This is a genomic window from Comamonas sp. MYb69 (assembly GCF_037479315.1).
GTDB lineage: Bacteria > Pseudomonadota > Gammaproteobacteria > Burkholderiales > Burkholderiaceae_C > Comamonas.
Genome location: NZ_JBBGZG010000006.1, coordinates 25797 through 43777 on the forward strand (window position 1 = coordinate 25797; position 17981 = coordinate 43777).

Here is a 17981-nt window from a genome sequence, read left to right on the forward strand (position 1 = left end):
CGCCAGTGTAAGAGAATCTGGGCATGTCTGAATCCCTGATGCCCCGCGCCCTTGTACTGGGCTCCACCTCCCGCTACCGGCGGGAGCTCCTGTCGCGCTTTCGCCTGCCGTTCGAGACCGCCTCGCCCGATGTGGATGAAACCCCACAGCCCGGCGAAAGCCCGGCCGCGCTGGCGCTGCGCCTGGCGCTGGCCAAGGCCCATGCGGTGGCCGCCCAGTACCCCGATGCCATCGTGATCGGCTCAGACCAGGTCGCCGACCTGCACGGCCAGCCGCTGGGCAAGCCGATGGTGCATGACAAGGCCGTGGCGCAGCTGCGTGCGATGAGCGGGCAAAGCATGCAGTTCCACACCGCCGTGGCCGTGGTCTGCCAGGCCACTGGCTTTGCGCAGGCCGATACCGCTGTGGTGCGCACGGTGTTCCGCCCGCTCGAAGACGCTGAGATCGAGCGTTATCTGCTGGCAGAAACGCCCTATGACTGCGCGGGCAGCGCCAAGAGCGAAGGCCTGGGCATCACCCTGCTCGACGCCATCGAGAGCGACGACCCCACCGCCTTGATCGGCCTGCCCTTGATACGCACAGCCCGTTTGCTGCGCGCTGCCGGATTGGTGTTGCCATGAACCAACAAACCACCAAAGGCCGCCTGTTCCTGGTGCCCACCCCGCTCGATTTTGGCTGCGCCACCGAGGCGCCGCTGACCGATGTGCTGCCGCTGCACACCGTGCAAGCCGCCGCCCGCATCACCCACTGGGTCTGCGAGAACGCCAAAAGCTGCCGCGCCTTTCTCAAGCGGGTGGATGCCGTGGCCCCCCTGGCCCTGCCGCTGCAGCAGCAAGATATTGCCGAGCTGCCGCGCGAAGCCCATAAAAAAGGCGACCACCTCCCGCAGACCAGCACTGGCAGCGACAGCAGCAGCCTGATTGCCGCTGCGCTGCTAGGCCATGATGTGGGCCTGGTGAGCGAAGCGGGCATGCCCGCGATTGCCGACCCCGGCAGCTCGGTGGTGCGCGCCGCCCATGACGCGGGCATCGACGTGGTGCCGCTGGTTGGTCCCACCTCGCTGCTGTTGGCACTGGCCGCCAGCGGACTCAACGGCCAGAACTTTGCATTCGTCGGCTATGTGCCCAGCGATGCCTCCGATCGCAGCACCCGCCTGCGCGAGCTCGAGCAACTGGCGCTGCGCCAGGGCCAGACCCAGATCTTCATCGAGACGCCCTACCGCAACCAGGCGCTGCTGGGCGCCTTGCTGCAGACCCTGCAGCCCAACACACGCCTGTCCATCTCCAGCGGATTGACCCTGGAGAGTGCCAACACGCAAAGCCGCCTGGTCAAGCAGTGGAAGCCGCTCAACACCCACCTGGACAACCGCACCCCCATGGTGTTTGCCATTGGCCGCTAAGGCTTGTTAATGGCTGCAGCCGTTGCGGCACGCCCATGAAAAAAGCGGTGCCTCGGCACCGCTTTGTCATTCAAGCCTTGAAGGCTGTCAGCGCACGCTGGGCAGCAGCGACATCGAGCGCAGGGTGCCGACCGCGCCCGCGCCGACCGAGGCACCAAAACGCTTGGCAAAGCGCTCGGCCACATTGTCGCGGCGGGTGTAATCCACCACCTCTTCGGCACCCACGACATCGCGGGCCACCTGGTCGAGGCTGCCCAGGCCATCGGCCAGGCCCAGCTTTACGGCCTCCTGGCCCGTCCAGAACAGGCCGCTGAACGTGTCCTCGGTTTCCTTCAAACGGTCACCCCGGCCCTGGCGCACCACCTGGATGAACTGCTGGTGGATCTGGCTCAGCATCTGCTGCGCATAGGCCTTTTGCTTGTCGTTCATGGGGCTGAATGGATCGAGCATGCCCTTGTTGGCGCCAGCGGTGAGCAAGCGGCGCTCCACCCCCAGCTTGTCCATCGTGCCGGTAAAACCAAAGCCATCCATCAGCACGCCAATGCTGCCCACGATGCTGGCCTTGTCGACATAGATGCTGTCAGCCGCAGAGGCAATGTAATACGCAGCAGAGGCGCAGGACTCCTCGACCACCGCATACATCGGCTTCTTGTACTGGGCCTTGAGGCGCACGATCTCGTCATTGATCATGCCCGCCTGCACAGGACTGCCGCCGGGCGAGTTGATCAGCAGCACCACGGCCTTGGCGCCGTCATCTTCAAAAGCGGTGCGCAGGGCTGCAATCACAAATTCGGCACTGGCGTCCGCGCCGGAGGCGATCTCCCCCTTGAGCTCGACAACAGCCGTGTGCTCGGTCGAGGTCTTGGCGGCCGATCCGTCCGAGCCAAACAGGTAGCTGACAAACGCAACCACCAGACCCAGCCAGACCAGGCGGAAGAAAATCTTCCAGCGGCGCGCTGCGCGCTGCTCCTTGAGCGTGTCAAAGGCCAGGCGCTCCAGCACCGAGCGCTCCCAGCCCGGGCTGGGTGCTGCGGCAGCGGCAGACGCCGCAGCGGCCGTCTGCCCCCACAGGTCGGGCGCCGGCGGCGGATTGTGCTGAGGGTTGTTGTCCATGGGGTTCATCTTAAAAATCAAGAGGTTGGAGACGGTTATCCGTGTGCCAATAGACCACGCCATCACTCTCACTCAGCGCAACCTTGACCAAACCGCCACGACAGGGACCGCCGGCACAGGCTCCAGTATCGGGCACATAGGCGGCGCCGTGGGTGGCGCAGAGCAACCAATTACCTGTGTCGTCGAAAAAACGCCCCGGCTGGTAGTCCATCTCCATCGCCACATGGGTGCAGCGGTTCAGATAGGCGTGGACTCCCGCGTGGTAGCGGATGGCAAAGGCCTGGCAGGTCTGCCCGGCATAGACCACATCAAAGGCCACCGCGCGCCCACCGTGCAGCAGCGCATCGCTCTGGCACAAGGCAATCATCTGCGCCGGTACTTCCGCCATCACCGCACCTGTTCACCGAGGTTCATCTGACTGTACATACAGACAGTAATTGCACCATAGCTAGGCATGATCCGCCATCCACTGTTGCAGTTCAGCAACGGTATGGGCGATATACAAGGGCTTGAAGGCCTCAAAACCCGCATGGTGGTGGGCGCCATAGCTCACCCCCACGCTGGCGCAGCCAGCATTGACGGCCATTTGCAGGTCATGCGTGGTGTCCCCCACCATCAGCAGCCGCTCGGGCGCCACATCCAGCTCGGCCATCAGCTCCTGCAGCATCAGCGGATGGGGCTTGCCAGCCGTCTCGTCCGAGGTGCGCGTCGCATGGAAGCGCCCCTTGAGCAAGGTCGTATCCAGCACCCGATCCAGTCCCCGGCGGTTCTTGCCGGTGGCAATGGCCAGCAGGTGGCCGCTGGCGGTCAGTTGGTCCAGCAGCTCCAGCACGCCGTCAAACAAGGTCACCTGCTCCTGGCGCTTGAGGAAGTGCAGGCGGTAGCGGTTGGTCAGCGCCACCATCTGGTCCTCCGGAACATCGGGCGCGGCATGGCGCAGCGCGCTTTGCAGGCTCATGCCGATCACATACTTGGCATCCGCCAGGCTGGGCACCGTCCCCCCCACATCCCGCACCGCATCCTGGATCGACAGCGCAATGGCCGCCGTCGAGTCAAACAAGGTGCCATCCCAGTCAAAGGCAATCAGGTCAAATTGGCGGGCCATCGGGTGCTCTTTCTCTAGCTGTCACAAAATTCATCAATCGGCCGCGAAGGCCGCCGCCACAAAGTCTGCCAGCTCCGGCGGCAGCTCGGCACCCAGTTGCACACGCTCTGCCGTCTGCGGGTGGTTGAACTGCAGGCGCCAGGCGTGCAGGAACATGCGCTTGAGGCCGTGCTTGGCCAGGCGCTTGTTCAGATCGAAGTCGCCATATTTCTCATCGCCGGCAATTGCATGGCCGCTGCTGGCCAGGTGCACCCGGATCTGGTGGGTGCGGCCGGTCTTGATCGTCACCTCCAGCAGGCTCATCGCTGGCAGGCCCAGCAGGTGCCGGGCCGCAAACACCTGTTGCACCTTGACCAGCGAGACCGAGCGCATGCCCTCGGGGTCGTCGGCCGTGGTGGCGCGCACGCGGCGCTCGCCATCGGGCAGCAGGTATTTGCGCAAGGGGGTGTCGATCACCTTCTTGTTGGCCGGCCATTCGCCGATGACCAGCGCCAGGTAGGTCTTGCCCGTCTCCCGCTCGCGGAACTGGTCCTGCAGATGGGTCAGCGCCGAGCGCTTCTTGGCCACCAGCAGGATGCCTGAGGTTTCGCGGTCGAGCCGGTGCACCAGCTCCAGAAAGCGGGCATCGGGGTGGGCGCGGCGCAGCTGCTCGATCACGCCAAAGCTGACGCCCGAGCCGCCATGCACGGCCACACCAGCGGGTTTGTTGATCGCCAGCATGACATCGTCATCGAGCAACAAGGGAAACTCCCTAGCTGGCACCGCGCGCTCCGCTTCTTCAGGTTTTGCTGCGACGCGCACCGGCGGAATCCGCACCACATCGCCGGGCTGGACGCGAGTGTCCGCTGTCGCGCGGCCCTTGTTGATACGGACTTCACCCTGGCGGATGATGCGGTAGACATGGGTCTTGGGTACGCCCTTGAGGTGGCGCATCAGAAAATTGTCCAGGCGCTGGCCTGCGTCGTCGGGATGGACCTCGACCAGCCTTACAGCCACTGGGGGTGCTTGTGGACTACGGGGCTCGCCCGGTTTGCCCCCTATAATATGTTTCACCTGCGCGATAGAGTTATTGGTTTACCGGTGAGCAGTTTAATTCACCCACCAGTACCCGCACAGGCCGGTCGATGTCTGGCTGATCGCCTTGCCGCCCCACCTGCATACCAAAAGATTGCGCAGGGGACGCCAAGTGAATCAGGCGGACAGACACATTGAAACAACGAAAAAACAGATTTTTGGCGACAGCTGTCGCAAAGGCCTGCAACCAGGCCCCGCCCAGCTGATCGTCTTCACACCAAACATGTTGATTTTGTGGGCTTGGATGGCAACTCTCTGGCACAGCAGCAGCTGTGCGCCAGTGCGTCTTGCTGTGCCCGCTGTGCGCATGTTCTCAGGGCAAATATTCCAGCCGGAGGCAGCCCAGCGCTGGCTGGCTGCTTATTTACATGCCCTCTCCCGCGTGCCTAGATCCCCTGTGCTGACATAAGTATTACCAGCAAACATGACACGCTCTGTGAATTCTTTCGTTTCTCTGCGTCTGTCCCGGCATCTGTGGCTCCAGTAAGAGCCTGTTTATTGTTGGGATTGGAGACAGGTGCCTGACTGACAAAGGCAGCCTGTCCCGCATTACGAAGGACGCGCATCATGAAACGGATGCTGATCAACGCCACGCAAGCTGAAGAGCGCCGCCTCGCCATTGTTGATGGCCAAAAGCTGCTGGACTACGAAATTGAAATCGAAGGCCGCGAACAACGCAAAGGCAATATCTACAAAGCCGTTGTTACCCGGGTCGAGCCCTCTCTGGAAGCCTGTTTTGTCGACTACGGCGAAGACCGCCACGGCTTTCTGCCCTTCAAGGAAATCTCCAAACAGTATTTCGCCGAAGGCGTCTCCCCCAGCCAGGCCCGCATCAATGATGTGATCAAGGAAGGCCAGGAGCTGATCGTCCAGGTCGAGAAGGAAGAGCGTGGCAACAAGGGCGCGGCCCTGACCACCTTCATCTCGCTGGCAGGCCGCTATGTGGTGCTGATGCCCAACAACCCCCGGGGTGGTGGTGTCTCGCGCCGCATCGAAGGCGACGAGCGCGCCGAGCTCAAGGAGGCCATGGACCAGCTCGAGTACCCCAAGGGCATGTCCATCATCGCGCGCACGGCCGGCATTGGCCGCAGCGCGCCTGAGCTGCAATGGGACCTGAACTACCTGCTCAAGCTCTGGGGTGCCATCGACGGCGCTGCCAAGTCGGGCAAGGGCGCCTTCCTGATCTACCAGGAATCGAGCCTGGTGATCCGCGCGATCCGCGACTATTTCCACAATGACATCGGCGACATCCTGATCGACACCGATGACATTTATGAACAAGCCCAGCAGTTCATGGCCCATGTGATGCCTGAGCATGCTGCCCGCGTCAAGCGCTACCGCGATGATGCGCCGCTGTTCAGCCGCTTCCAGATCGAGCACCAGATCGAGTCGGCCTACTCGCGCACCGTGACGCTGCCATCGGGCGGCGCCATCGTGATCGACCACACCGAAGCGCTGGTCTCCATCGACGTGAACTCGGCCCGTGCCATCAAGGGCGGCGACATCGAGGAAACCGCCACCCGCACCAACCTGGAAGCCGCTGACGAAGTGGCCCGCCAGATGCGCCTGCGCGACCTGGGCGGCCTGATCGTGATCGACTTCATCGACATGGAAGAGTCGAAGAACCGCCGCGATGTGGAAAGCCGCCTGCGTGACGCGCTGCGCCAGGACCGTGCCCGCGTGCAGTTCGGCACCATCAGCAAGTTCGGCCTGATGGAGATGAGCCGCCAGCGCCTCAAGCCGGCGCTGAGCGAGGGCGCCCACATCAACTGCCCACGCTGCGGCGGCTCCGGCCACATCCGCGATGCGGAAAGCTCCGCGCTGCAGATCCTGCGCATCATCCAGGAAGAGTCGATGAAGGACAACACGGCAGCGGTGAACTGCCAGGTGCCTGTCGAAGTTGCCTCCTTCCTGCTCAACGAAAAGCGCACCGAAATCCAGAAGATCGAGCTCAAGCAGCGCGTGTCCGTCACCATGGTGCCCAACAAGGCGCTGGAGACCCCGCACTACAAGCTCGAGCGCATGAAGCACGACGACCCGCGTCTGGACTCGATGGAAGCGAGCTACAAGCTGGCCGACCCCGAAGAGGAAAGCCTGGGCTTTACCCGCCGCTCGCAAGAGCCGACCAACAAGCAGACCCCCGTCATCAAGGGCGTGCTGCCCGATGCACCGGCACCGATTGCCGAGCCACGCCCAGCGCCCGCTGCCCGTACGGCCAGCCCGCAAAACGGCAAGCCCGCTGGCACCCCCGCCGCAGCGCCTGCTGCCGCACCGGTGGCTGCCCCGCAAAAGGGCTTCTTCGCCTGGCTCAAGCGCTTCTTCGGCATGGCCCCTGAACCCGCACCAGCGCCCGTGCCTGCACCTGCAGCAGCACCTGCTGGCGAGGCCCGCCGTGAAAACCGCGATGGCCGCAACGCCAACAACCGTGGCGGCCGAGGTGACCGTGCAGAGCGCGGCGACCGGGGTGAGCGCAAGGATGGCAACCGCCCAGCCCGTGGCGAGCGCGCCGAAGGTGAACGCGGTGAGCGCAATGGCCGTGGCAACAACGGCGCAGCCGACGGCAGCCGCAGCCCCCGTAGTGGCGACCAGGAAGGCCGCAACCGCCGTGGTGAGCGCGGTGACCGCCAGGAGCGCAACCGCCGTGACGACGCCCCGCTGAACCCACAAGCCGGCGACAACGCCGCCGCCAATGGCGAGCGCCAGGAACGCGCACCCCGCCCCGAGCGCGCTCCCCGCGAGCCGCGTGAAGGCCGCCGCGACCGTGGTGCTGAACGTGGTGAGCGCCAGGACCGCCGCAACAACGGTGACGAGGCGGCCCAGCCCCTCAACGCCGTGGCACCGGCACCCATCAACGCCGATGCGGTGATCGCCTCCCTGCCATCGCTGGACCTGGAGACCGGTAACCAGCCGGCCCCAGCCGCTGATGCAGATGGCGCAACGCCAGAGCGCCGTGAGCGCCGCTCGCGTGACCGCTATGGCCGCGACCGCCGCAACCGTGGTGAGCGCGAGCGCAATGGCCGTGACGAGCAAGCCGAAGGCGACAATGCCGCCGCTGACTCGGGCTTTGGCGCCGATGCCGCCCCTGCCGCCTCCACCGTGCCGCAAGATGGCGACGAGGCACCCCGCCGCAGCTACTTCAACGCAGCGCCAGCTGCCGCACCAGTAGAAGCCCCATCGCCCGCCGTGGCTGATGTGGCCGATGCTGCAGCGGCTCCCGCCCCTGTGGCGCAAGCCGAGGCAGCGGTTGCCGCTCCGGAAGCAGCACCCGTGGCCGTTGTCGCCGCTGTGGCCCCTGTCGTGCCTGCAGCGCCTGTCGCAGCAGCACCGGTTGCTGCCCCTGCGCCCGTCGCCGCCGAGCCTGCCAAGGCCGGCCTGCCAGCGATTGCCAGCTACAGCCTGCCACTGGATGCCCTGCACCAGATCGCCAGCACCGCAGGTCTGCAATGGATCAACTCCGATGCCGACAAGATTGCCGCGGTGCAAGCGGCCATTGCGGCCGAGCCCAAGCCCGTGCATGTGCCGCGTGAGCGCCAGCCCGTGGTGCAGATCGACCAGGGCCCGCTGATCCTTGTCGAAACGCGCAAGGATCTGACCAACCTGGTGCTGCCTTTTGAGCGCGAATCCGCTTAAAAACTGCTGACCCCGCAACCCTCAGGCCGGAGCGATCCGGCCTGTTTCATTGATGGAGCCCCTGATGCTGTTTCTGCTCTCGCCTGCCAAATCTCTGGACTATGAAACCCCGCTGCCCGCCGGCCTGGCCAGCACACAGCCCCAGTTCATTCCCCAGTCCAAGGCCTTGATTGCAGTGCTGCGCACGCAGTCGCCCCAGCAGATTGCCAGCCTGATGGACATCAGCGACAAGCTCGCTGCGCTGAATGTGGCCCGCTATGAGGCCTGGTCGCCCAAGTTCAGCAGCAAGAACGCGCGCCAGGCCATCATGGCCTTCAACGGCGATGTCTACGACGGCCTGCAGGCCCCCAGCTTGAGCGCCAAGCAGCTCGACTGGGCGCAGTCCCACCTGTGCATGCTCAGCGGCCTCTACGGCGTGCTGCGCCCGCTCGACCTGATGCAGCCCTACCGGCTGGAGATGGGCACGCGCCTGGCAACCGACCAGGGCAGCAACCTCTACCACTTCTGGGGCACGCAGATCGCCGACTACCTCAATGCGCAGCAGGCGGACGAAGACAAGCCCGTCGTCGTCAACCTGGCCTCGCAGGAGTACTTCAAATCGGTCGACCGCAAGGTGCTGCGCGCCCGCGTCATCGACTGCAGCTTTGAAGACTACAAGAACGGCCAGTACAAGATCATCAGCTTCTTTGCCAAGAAGGCACGCGGCATGATGGCGCGCTACGCCATCGAGCACCAGACCAAGACGCCGGCGGCCTTGAAGAAGTTCAGCACCGCGGGCTATGCCTTCACGCCCGAGGCATCGAGCGAAGACCATTTCGTGTTCAGGCGCAAAGTCGATTGATGCGACTTTGATGCACAATGGGCCGCGAAAGGAATCTGATGACAGCCTCGCAACCCCTCACCCCGGAACTGCGCGCCTGGATCATTGATCAGGCCAGCGCCGGCGTCAGCGCCGACCGCGTCTTCAAAGCGATGTGCGATGCCGGCTGGAACGCCGATGTCGCCGAGTCCGCGATGGAATCGGTGCTGACCGAGCACCTCGCGCAGTTGCAGGCGAGCCAGGGGACCGCTGCGGCGGCCTCCCAGCCAGCTGCCCTATCCCGTCCCCTGCCCGAGCCCAGCCTGGGCCAATCGCCCTCCAGCATCGATGTCGGTGACCGCGAGGTCAGCGTGCTGCTGGCCCTGCAGCACCCGCGCGTCGTCGTGTTCGGCAACCTGCTGTCCGACGAGGAGTGCGACGCCATCATTGCGGCGGCCGAGCCGCGCATGCAGCGCTCGCTGACCGTCGAGACCAAGACTGGCGGCGAAGAAGTCAATGCCGACCGCACCAGCGACGGCATGTTCTTCCAGCGCGAGGAAACGCCCGCCGTCGCCGCGCTGGAGCGCCGCATCGCCAAGCTGGTCAACTGGCCGGAAAACCATGGCGAAGGCCTGCAGGTGCTGCACTACCGGCCTGGCGCCGAGTACAAGCCGCACTACGACTACTTCGACCCGACCCAGCCCGGCACGCCGACGATTTTGAAGCGTGGCGGCCAGCGCCTGGCCACCTTGGTGATCTACCTGAACAACCCGCAAGCTGGCGGCGGCACCAGCTTCCCCGATGTGGGGCTGGAAGTCGCGCCGCGCCGCGGCAATGCGGTGTTCTTCAGCTACCCTGCGCCCGACCCCGCAACCAAGAGCCTGCATGGCGGCTCACCGGTGATTGCCGGCGAGAAATGGATCGCCACCAAGTGGTTGCGCGAGGGCGAATTCAAGTAAACCGCAGCCGCCGCCGGGCCCCGCGCCGGCAGCGGCCGCTTTTTGTTCCACAGCATGACCGTCTCTCCTTCGCCCGAGCAATCGCCCCTGGGCCAGCGCTCCGCGTACATCGACCAGTACGACCCCACCCTGCTCTTTCCACTGCCGCGCCAGGCCAAGCGCGACGAGATCGGCCTGCAAGCCGACAAGCTGCCCTTTTTTGGCGCCGACCTGTGGACGGCCTATGAGGTCTCCTGGCTCAACCTGCGCGGCAAGCCCCAGGTGGCGCTGGTGAGCTTCACCATCCCTTGCGAGACGCCCAACATCGTCGAGAGCAAGTCCTTCAAGCTCTACCTCAACAGCTTCAACAACAGCCGCTTTGGCTCAGTCGATGAGGTACGCGCCAAGCTGCTCGCCGATATCAGCGAAGCCGTATGGCGCGGCGCGCCCTACCAGGCCTCGGTCGGCGTGCAGATGATCGACCCCGAGCTGTTCGACACCTTGCCACTGCAAGAGCTCGACGGCCTGAACCTGGACCGGCTGGACATCGACTGCGAACACTACCAGCCCCAACCCCAGCTGCTGCGCGCCGCCTTTGACGAGGCGCCGGTGACCGAGACCCTCAGCAGCCGCCTGCTCAAGAGCAACTGCCTGGTCACCGGCCAGCCCGACTGGGGCAGCGTGCGCATCAGCTACACCGGCCCGGCGATCGACCAGGAACGCCTGCTGCAGTACATCGTGAGCTTTCGCAACCACAACGAGTTCCATGAGCAGTGCGTCGAGCGCATGTTTGTCGATATCTGGCAGCACTGCAAGCCGATCCGCCTGACGGTCTATGCCCGCTACACACGCCGGGGGGGCCTAGACATCAACCCGCTGCGCACCAGCCAGCCGATGGCCCTGCCGGCCAATATCCGCACCGCACGCCAGTAATCAGTCCAGATCGCCGAACAGCGGCAAGGTGTAGGGGTCGGCCTTGTGCTCGGCAATGGCCGGGCGGCTCTGGGCCTGGCGCATGGCCTGCCAGTCGCCCACCAGGCCTTGCGCCAAGGCCTGCTCCAAAGGCAGCAGCCCACCCACCCGCACCCCCAAAAGCCGCAGGCGCTGGTCCAAAGGCGCGCGCTTCAAGCACTGGCCGGCCGCATGCCGGATGGCAGCGGCATCCTGGGTATAGAGCGGCAGGCTATGGTCGCGCGTGGCGATGCGAAAGTCCGGGTAGCGCAGCTTGATGCCAATCGTGCGCCCCACATAGCCCTTGCGCTGCAGGTCAGCTGCCACCATCTGGCACAGCTCGGTAAAGATCGCGCCCAGCTCGGCCTTGTCGCGCACCGCATGCAGGTCGCGGTCAAACGTGGTCTCGCGGCTCATCGATACCGGCTCGCTCTCGGTCACCACGGGCCGGTTGTCCCGCCCCCAGCTCGATGCATGCAGCCAGGCGCCGTAGCTGCGGCCAAAGTGTTCCACCAACCAGGGCAGGTCCTTGGCGGCCAGATCGCCCAAGGTGCTGATTCCCAGCGCCTGCAGCTTGGCATCGGCCTTGGGTCCCACGCCATTGATCTTGCGGCAGGCCAGCGGCCAGATCATCGTTTGCAGATCGCTCTCGAGCACGATGGACACGCCATTGGGCTTGTTGAACTCGCTGGCCATCTTGGCCAGCTGCTTGTTGGGGGCCACCCCGACCGAGCAGGTCAGCCCCGTGGCCGCATGGATGGCCTGCTGCATCCGCAGCGCCAGGCTGCGGCCATGGTCCTCCTGGCCGCCTTCGACATGGGTGAAGTCGATATAGACCTCGTCCACGCCCCGGTCCTCCATCTGCGGCGCCATCGCGGTGATGATGGCCTTGAATTGGCGTGAGAAATGCCGGTAGCGCGCAAAGTCCACCGGCAGCAGAATGGCCTGCGGGCAGAGCTTGGCCGCCTTCATCATGCCCATGGCCGAGCCCACGCCAAAGGCGCGCGCCGGGTAGGTGGCCGTCGTGATCACGCCCCGGCCCACATAGTCCTTGAGCTGGGGAAAGGCCTCGGGCGGGATCTCGTCCAGGCGATCGCCATAGCGGGCTTTGAGCGCCTCATCTTCTGCCCGGCGGCCCCCGCCAATGATGACGGGCAGCCCCTTGAGCTGCGGATAGCGCAGCAGCTCGGCCGAGGCATAGAAGGCATCCATGTCCAGATGCGCAATGCGGCGGCGCGGCGGCAGAACAACAGGCGATGGCGAGGGGGCGGAGCACACCCGGCTATTGTCCCCCAGCGCGGCGCGGCTTGCAGCGGCCAGCGGCGCAAAACCAGCAGCGGAGGCTGCCGAGCCGGCTGCTGCGGGCGATCAGTGGTCGTGGTGCAGATAGGCGGCCTGCTTGGGCAGGCGCAGGCTGAATAAAAAGGCAATCACCATCATCACCGACACATACCAGAAGAAGGCGTTTTCATGGCCGGCGTTCTTCAGTGCCAGCGCCACAAACTCGGCCGAGCCACCAAAAATGGCATTGGCCACCGCATAGGCCAGGCCCACGCCCAGCGCGCGCACTTCGGGCGGGAACATCTCCGCTTTGACGATGCCCGAGATCGAGGTGTAGAAGCTCACAATCGCCAGCGCGACCAGGATCAGCAGGCCGGCCGTCACTGGCGACGAGGCCTGGTGCATGGTCGTCAGAATCGGCACCGTGCCCAGCGCGCCCAGCGCACCAAACAGCATCATGCTGGTGCGCCGGCCAATGCGGTCGGACAGCGCTCCAAATAGCGGCTGCATGCACATGTACACAAAGAGGCACACGGTCATCACATAGCTGGCCGTCTTGATCGGCAGGCCCACGCTGTTGACCAGGTACTTCAGCATATAGGTGGTGAAGGTGTAGAAGATCAGCGAGCCGCCGGCCGTATAGCCCAGCACGGTGACAAAGGCGCGCCAGTGGTGCTTGAACAGGTTGGCCAGGGTGCCGGTGTCCTTGTTCTGCATCGCCTCGGTAGACTGGGTCTCATGCAGAGTCCGGCGCAGCAGCATGGCCACAACAGCGGCCGCAGCGCCCACGACAAACGGTATGCGCCAGCCCCAGGCACGCAGCTCGGCGTCCGTCAGCACGGCTTCCAGAATCACGATCAGCAGCACGGCCAACAACTGGCCGCCGATCAGGGTCACATACTGGAACGAAGAGAAAAAGCCGCGCTGGCCCTTGAGGGCCACTTCGCTCATATAGGTGGCCGTGGTGCCATATTCACCGCCCACCGACAGGCCCTGGAACAAGCGGCACATCAGCAGCAAAAACGGCGCCCAGGCCCCAATCTGCGCATAGGTGGGCAGGCAGGCAATCACCAGGGATCCCGCGCACATCATGGTCACCGAGATCAGCATCGACTTCTTGCGGCCGTACTTGTCGGCAATGCGGCCAAACAGCCAGCCGCCGATGGGGCGCATCAAAAAGCCGGCGGCAAACACCCCGGCGGTGTTGAGCAGCTGTACGGTGGGATCCCCCTTGGGGAAAAAGGCGGCGGCAAAGTAGATGGCCGAGAAGGCATAGACATAGAAGTCAAACCATTCGACCAGGTTGCCCGACGAGGCCGCCATGATGGAGAAGATGCGGTGGCGCTTTTCTTCAGGGCTGTAATGGGGAGGGGTGTTGGCCGAAGTCTGGGCGGCCGATGGCCCAGATCCTGGCACGGAGGGTGTTGTCATTGGAATGGTCCCGTGTAGCAATGCAGACCATGATGCGCCGCCTGCGAGACCCTCTGATGTCAGACGGGCGCTGAATTTCCACCGCCCGCGCCCACCCCATGGGCTAGAGCTGGGTGCAGATCACCACAATGCCGACCAGCATCAGCGCAATGCCCCATTTCTCGTTGCGGCGCAACTGCTCCTTGAGCACCCGGCGCGAGACCAGGTAGCTGAACACCACCTCGACCATGCCCAGGGTACGCACCGATGCGGCGCTTTGCAGCGCATAGGCGCTGAACCAGGCGAGCGACGCTGCACTGCCCATGCAGCCCGCCAGCAGCGACACGCGCCAGGCCTTGGCAATGCGCAGCAGCACGCTGCGGTCACGCCAGACAAACCAGGCCCCCATCGCCAAGGTCTGCATGCACTGCGCAATGAACACGCCCCAGGCGCCCGACAGCAGCGCGCTCGGCGCATTGAGCGCCAGCGCCGCACCGCGAAAGCCCACCGTCGCAATCGCAAAGCAGGCGCCGCAAATGAGGCCATACATCGCGGCCTTGCTGCGCCATTCGAGCTTGGCGCCGATCTGGCGCGGCGGCAAGGACAGCAGCGCCACGCCAATGGTGGCAATGGCCATCGCAGCCAGCGCCCAGTAGGTGGGCAGCTCGCCCAGAAAGACCGCACCAAACAGCGCCACCTGCAGCACCTCGGTTTTGGACAGGGTCACCGCCACGGCAAAGTTGCGCTGCTGCATGGCCAGCAGCAAGGCGCCAGTCGCTGCGATCTGGAAGAACGCGCCCAGCGCCAGCCAGCCAAAATAGGCGCCCGTCCAATGCGCGATCTCAGGCGCCTTGGCGGGCAAGGTGTAGAGCAGCACCAGCGCCAGCCCAGCCAGCGGCAGGCCATAGAGAAAGCGCACCAAGGTGGCGGGCCAGGTGCCCAGGTCGCGGGTCAGCGAGCGCTGCGCCGCATTGCGCGCCGTCTGCGCGATGGCGGCAAACACCACCAGCCCCATCCACCAACCACCCCATTGCATTCCCGCTCCGTCAGCCATTACCGCATCCACTTCATCACTAGGGCCCCGATGGTAGGCGATCACTGCCCCTTGTGCGCCTGCATTTGGCGATGCGAGCCTGCGGCATCAAGAGGGGCCAGCACGCGGCCTGCCCCCTGCCCCGCTCAATAAGGCTGGGGATAGGTGCCGGGCACCAGAATGCGCTGGTCCACATTGTTGATATTGGTATGGCCGCAAAAGGCCATCGACACATCGAGCTCCTTGTGGATGATCTGCAGCGCGCGCGTCACGCCCTCCTGGCCATAGGCACCCAGGCCGTACAGAAAGCTGCGGCCGATCAAGGTGCCCTGGGCGCCCAGTGCGCGGGCCTTGAGGACATCCTGGCCACTGCGGATGCCGCTGTCCAGCCAGACCTCAATGTCCTTGCCGGCAGCCTGCACGATCGACGGCAACGCATCAATGGTCGCGGGCGCGCCATCGAGCTGGCGGCCGCCGTGGTTGCTGACGATCAGCGCGTCCGCACCCGTCTCCGCCGCCAGCCGCGCATCCTCGGCCTCCATGATGCCCTTGAGGATCAGCTTGCCACCCCAGCGCTTCTTGATCCACTCCACATCGCCCCAGTTCAGGCAGGGGTCGAACTGGTCGGCCGTCCAGGACGACAGCGAGCTCACATCGCCCACGCCATCGACATGGCCGACGATATTGCCAAAGGTGCGGCGCTTGGTGCCCAGCATGCCCATGCACCAGCGCGGCTTGGTCGCCAGGTTGATGAGGTTCTTGATCGTCGGCTTGGGCGGTGTGGACAGGCCGTTCTTGATGTCCTTGTGGCGCTGGCCCAGGATCTGCAGATCCAGCGTGAGCTGCAGCGCCGAGCAGTTGGCCGCCTTGGCCCGGTCGATCAGTCGCTCCATAAAGCCCCGGTCACGCATCACATAGAGCTGGAACCAGAAGGGGTGGCGGTCCGTGTGCTCGGCCACATCTTCGAGCGAGCAGATGCTCATCGTCGAGAGTGTGAACGGAATGCCAAAGGCCTTGGCCGCGCGGGCCGCCAGGATTTCGCCATCGGCATGCTGCATGCCCGTGAGGCCCGTGGGCGCAATGGCCACGGGCATGCTGACCTCTTGCCCCACCATCGTGCTGCGCGTGCTGCGCCCTTCCATATTGACCGCCACACGCTGGCGCAACTTGATCTTGTGGAAGGCCGCTTCGTTGTCGCGGTAGGTACCCTGGGTGTAGGAGCCCGAGTCCGCATAGTCGTAAAACATCCGAGGCACGCGCTTTTCGGCCAGGACGCGCAAATCTTCAATACATGTGATCTTGGATAAATCAGCCACAAATCTTCCTTGTTATCAAGCCACTGCAGCGGCGCTGGTGGCCAGGCCCTCTGTGTAACCCGCTGTGCTCAGCGTCCTTGTCACGCAGGCGGCAAACCCCACAGCTTCGTTACAAGAGCTAGGGGTTTTACAGGACTGCAGGCAGCCAGTTAGGCCGACATTATGTCGATGTTCTATCCATCCAGGTGTTTTTGTAATAACAGCGGCCCATGCCCGGCCCCCCGGCCGCGCGCTTGCGCTGCGCTACAACGAGGAGTCAGGCATGGTTTGGCAACAGATCTACAACCCAGTGGGCAATATGGTGCTCTCCACCCTGCTGGCGGCGCTGCCGGTGGTCGTCATGCTCGTCGGGCTGGGTTTTCTCCACCTCAAGGCCCATATTGCGGCCGGCGCCGGCCTGGTCTGCGCCCTGCTCATCGCGATCGTGGTCTATGGCATGCCGGCCGATATGGCGGGCCGCGCAGCGGTCTTTGGGGGGCTCACGGGCCTGCTGCCCATTGGCTGGATCGTGCTGAACATCATCTTTTTGCACCAGCTCACAGAGCACAACGGCAGCTTCAAGATCCTGCAGGACTCGATTGCCGGCATCACCGAGGACCGGCGCATCCAGCTGCTGCTGATCGCCTTTGCCTTTGGCGCCTTTTTTGAAGGGGCGGCGGGCTTTGGCACGCCGGTGGCGGTCACGGCGGCGATCCTGATCGGCCTGGGATTCTCACCTTTGGCTGCCTCGGGCCTGTCGCTGATTGCCAATACCGCGCCCGTCGCCTTTGGCGCGCTGGGCACGCCGGTGATCACCCTGGCCAAGGTCCATGGCTATGACGTGATGGAGGTCACCGCAATGGTGGGCCGCCAGCTGCCCTTCTTCTCGGTACTGGTTCCGTTCTGGCTGATCTGGGCCTTTGCCGGCCGCAAGGCGATGGTGGAGATCTGGCCGGCCATCCTGGTCACCGGCCTGTCTTTTGCGATCCCACAGTACCTGGTGTCCAACTTCATCGGCCCGGAGCTGGTCGACATCATTGCCGCCATCGTCTCCATGGGCTGCCTGATCGGCTTTCTGCGCGTGTGGCAGCCCAAGACCATCTGGCGCAGCACCTCGCTCAAGGGCCGCGACACCAGCGAAGACACCACGGCCAAGCCCCGCGCCGTGGTGGCCCATGCCCGTGCTGATGTGATCCGCGCCTGGACGCCTTGGGCCATCCTGACCGTGTTTGTGTTCATCTGGGGCCTGCCTTCGGTCAAGGCCGCGCTCAACGGCCTGTTTGCGCCGTCCTTCCCGATGACGGGGCTGCACAACATGATCGAGAAGGTGCCGCCCGTGGTGCCCCAGCCCACCAAGGAGGGTGCGGTCTATGTGCTCAACCTGCTGTCGGCCACCGGCACTGGCATTCTGCTGTCAGCCATCGTCGGCGGCCTGGTGATGAAGTACAGCCCACTGGCCCTCTTCAAGCAGTTCTTCAAGACGATCTGGCTGGTGCGTTTTTCACTGCTGACCATTGTGCTGATGCTGGCGCTGGGCACCCTCACCCGCTACTCCGGCACCGACACCACCCTGGGCCTGGCCTTTGCCAACACCGGCGTGTTCTACCCCTTCTTTGGCACGATGATGGGCTGGCTGGGCGTGGCGCTGACGGGCTCGGACACGGCATCCAACGTGCTGTTTGGGGGCATGCAGAAGGTCGCTGCCGAGCAGCTGGGCCTGTCGCCCAACCTGATGGGCGCGGCCAACAGCTCGGGCGGCGTGATGGGCAAGATGATCGATGCCCAGTCCATCGTCGTGGCCTCTACCGCCACGCGCTGGTTCAACCATGAGGGCGACATTCTGCGCTACGTGTTCTTCCACTCGGTGGCGCTCGCCACCTTGGTGGGCATCTTTGTCACCTTGCAGGCCTATGTCTACCCCTTCACCTTGATGGTGGTGAAGTAAGTACCACG

General features: G+C 64.5%; 15 protein-coding genes. 7 read left to right on the forward strand and 8 right to left on the reverse strand.

Translation table 11 applies throughout. The annotated features are described in order from the left end of the window. Nucleotides 1-23 precede the first annotated feature (23 nt). Together WH303_RS09995 and WH303_RS10000 are read left to right on the forward strand one after the other, a co-directional pair. On the forward strand, nt 24-620 hold the full coding sequence (locus tag WH303_RS09995) for a Maf family nucleotide pyrophosphatase (protein WP_339518261.1): 597 nt from the start codon (nt 24-26) through the stop codon (nt 618-620). Beyond that, the gene (locus WH303_RS10000) at nt 617-1399 is read left to right on the forward strand and encodes an SAM-dependent methyltransferase (RefSeq protein ID WP_339518263.1); all 783 of its coding nucleotides are present in this window, start codon (nt 617-619) and stop codon (nt 1397-1399) included. The genes WH303_RS09995 and WH303_RS10000 overlap by 4 nt, the downstream gene beginning before the upstream one ends. Nucleotides 1400-1486: 87 nt before the next feature. Here WH303_RS10000 and WH303_RS10005 read toward each other — a convergent pair whose 3' ends face one another. Genes WH303_RS10005 through WH303_RS10020 form a run of 4 tightly spaced genes read right to left on the reverse strand, consistent with a single transcriptional unit; the run spans nt 1487 to nt 4670 of the window. After that, a complete protein-coding gene (locus WH303_RS10005) occupies nt 1487-2521 on the reverse strand; it encodes a S49 family peptidase (protein ID WP_339518265.1) in 1035 nt (344 codons plus the stop codon). Between the two features lies 1 nt (nt 2522). Continuing rightward, nucleotides 2523-2900, reverse strand: a complete 378-nt coding sequence (locus WH303_RS10010; RefSeq protein ID WP_021027944.1) for a Rieske (2Fe-2S) protein — start codon at nt 2898-2900, stop codon at nt 2523-2525. Nucleotides 2901-2960: 60 nt separating this feature from the next. Then, nucleotides 2961-3617, reverse strand: a complete 657-nt coding sequence (locus WH303_RS10015) for an HAD-IA family hydrolase (protein WP_339518266.1) — start codon at nt 3615-3617, stop codon at nt 2961-2963. Nucleotides 3618-3650: 33 nt separating this feature from the next. Further along, a complete protein-coding gene (locus tag WH303_RS10020) occupies nt 3651-4670 on the reverse strand; it encodes an RluA family pseudouridine synthase (protein ID WP_339518268.1) in 1020 nt (339 codons plus the stop codon). Between the two features lie 588 nt (nt 4671-5258). Here WH303_RS10020 and WH303_RS10025 point away from each other — a divergent pair. The 4 genes from WH303_RS10025 (at nt 5259) to queF (ending at nt 10991) form a co-directional block, all read left to right on the forward strand. Beyond that, complete coding sequence (locus WH303_RS10025; protein ID WP_339518270.1) at nt 5259-8321, forward strand: Rne/Rng family ribonuclease; 3063 nt, start codon at nt 5259-5261, stop codon at nt 8319-8321. 64 nt (nt 8322-8385) lie between these two features. Further along, on the forward strand, nt 8386-9162 hold the full coding sequence (yaaA, locus tag WH303_RS10030) for a peroxide stress protein YaaA (protein ID WP_339518272.1): 777 nt from the start codon (nt 8386-8388) through the stop codon (nt 9160-9162). 38 nt (nt 9163-9200) lie between these two features. Then, nucleotides 9201-10079, forward strand: coding sequence for a 2-oxoglutarate-dependent dioxygenase (locus tag WH303_RS10035; RefSeq protein WP_021027588.1), 879 nt, complete (start codon nt 9201-9203; stop codon nt 10077-10079). Nucleotides 10080-10133: 54 nt separating this feature from the next. After that, nucleotides 10134-10991 carry an NADPH-dependent 7-cyano-7-deazaguanine reductase QueF gene (queF, locus tag WH303_RS10040; RefSeq protein WP_339518273.1) on the forward strand — a complete coding sequence of 286 codons (858 nt, stop codon included), beginning with the start codon at nt 10134-10136 and terminating at the stop codon, nt 10989-10991. Here queF and WH303_RS10045 read toward each other — a convergent pair whose 3' ends face one another. The 4 genes from WH303_RS10045 to WH303_RS10060 all read right to left on the reverse strand — a co-directional run bounded on the left by WH303_RS10045 (nt 10992) and on the right by WH303_RS10060 (nt 16049). Beyond that, nucleotides 10992-12221 (reverse strand): Y-family DNA polymerase, encoded by a 1230-nt coding sequence (locus tag WH303_RS10045; protein WP_339518471.1) that lies wholly within the window; start codon nt 12219-12221, stop codon nt 10992-10994. Between the two features lie 156 nt (nt 12222-12377). Continuing rightward, on the reverse strand, nt 12378-13721 hold the full coding sequence (locus WH303_RS10050; RefSeq protein WP_339518274.1) for an MFS family transporter: 1344 nt from the start codon (nt 13719-13721) through the stop codon (nt 12378-12380). Between the two features lie 103 nt (nt 13722-13824). Next, nucleotides 13825-14736 (reverse strand): DMT family transporter, encoded by a 912-nt coding sequence (locus WH303_RS10055; RefSeq protein ID WP_339518275.1) that lies wholly within the window; start codon nt 14734-14736, stop codon nt 13825-13827. Between the two features lie 143 nt (nt 14737-14879). Further along, a complete protein-coding gene (locus WH303_RS10060; RefSeq protein WP_339518276.1) occupies nt 14880-16049 on the reverse strand; it encodes an alpha-hydroxy acid oxidase in 1170 nt (389 codons plus the stop codon). A gap of 262 nt (nt 16050-16311) precedes the next feature. Between WH303_RS10060 and WH303_RS10065 the strand changes: the two genes are divergently transcribed. Beyond that, nucleotides 16312-17973 (forward strand): L-lactate permease, encoded by a 1662-nt coding sequence (locus tag WH303_RS10065; RefSeq protein ID WP_339518278.1) that lies wholly within the window; start codon nt 16312-16314, stop codon nt 17971-17973. The last annotated feature ends 8 nt before the right edge of the window (nt 17974-17981 follow it).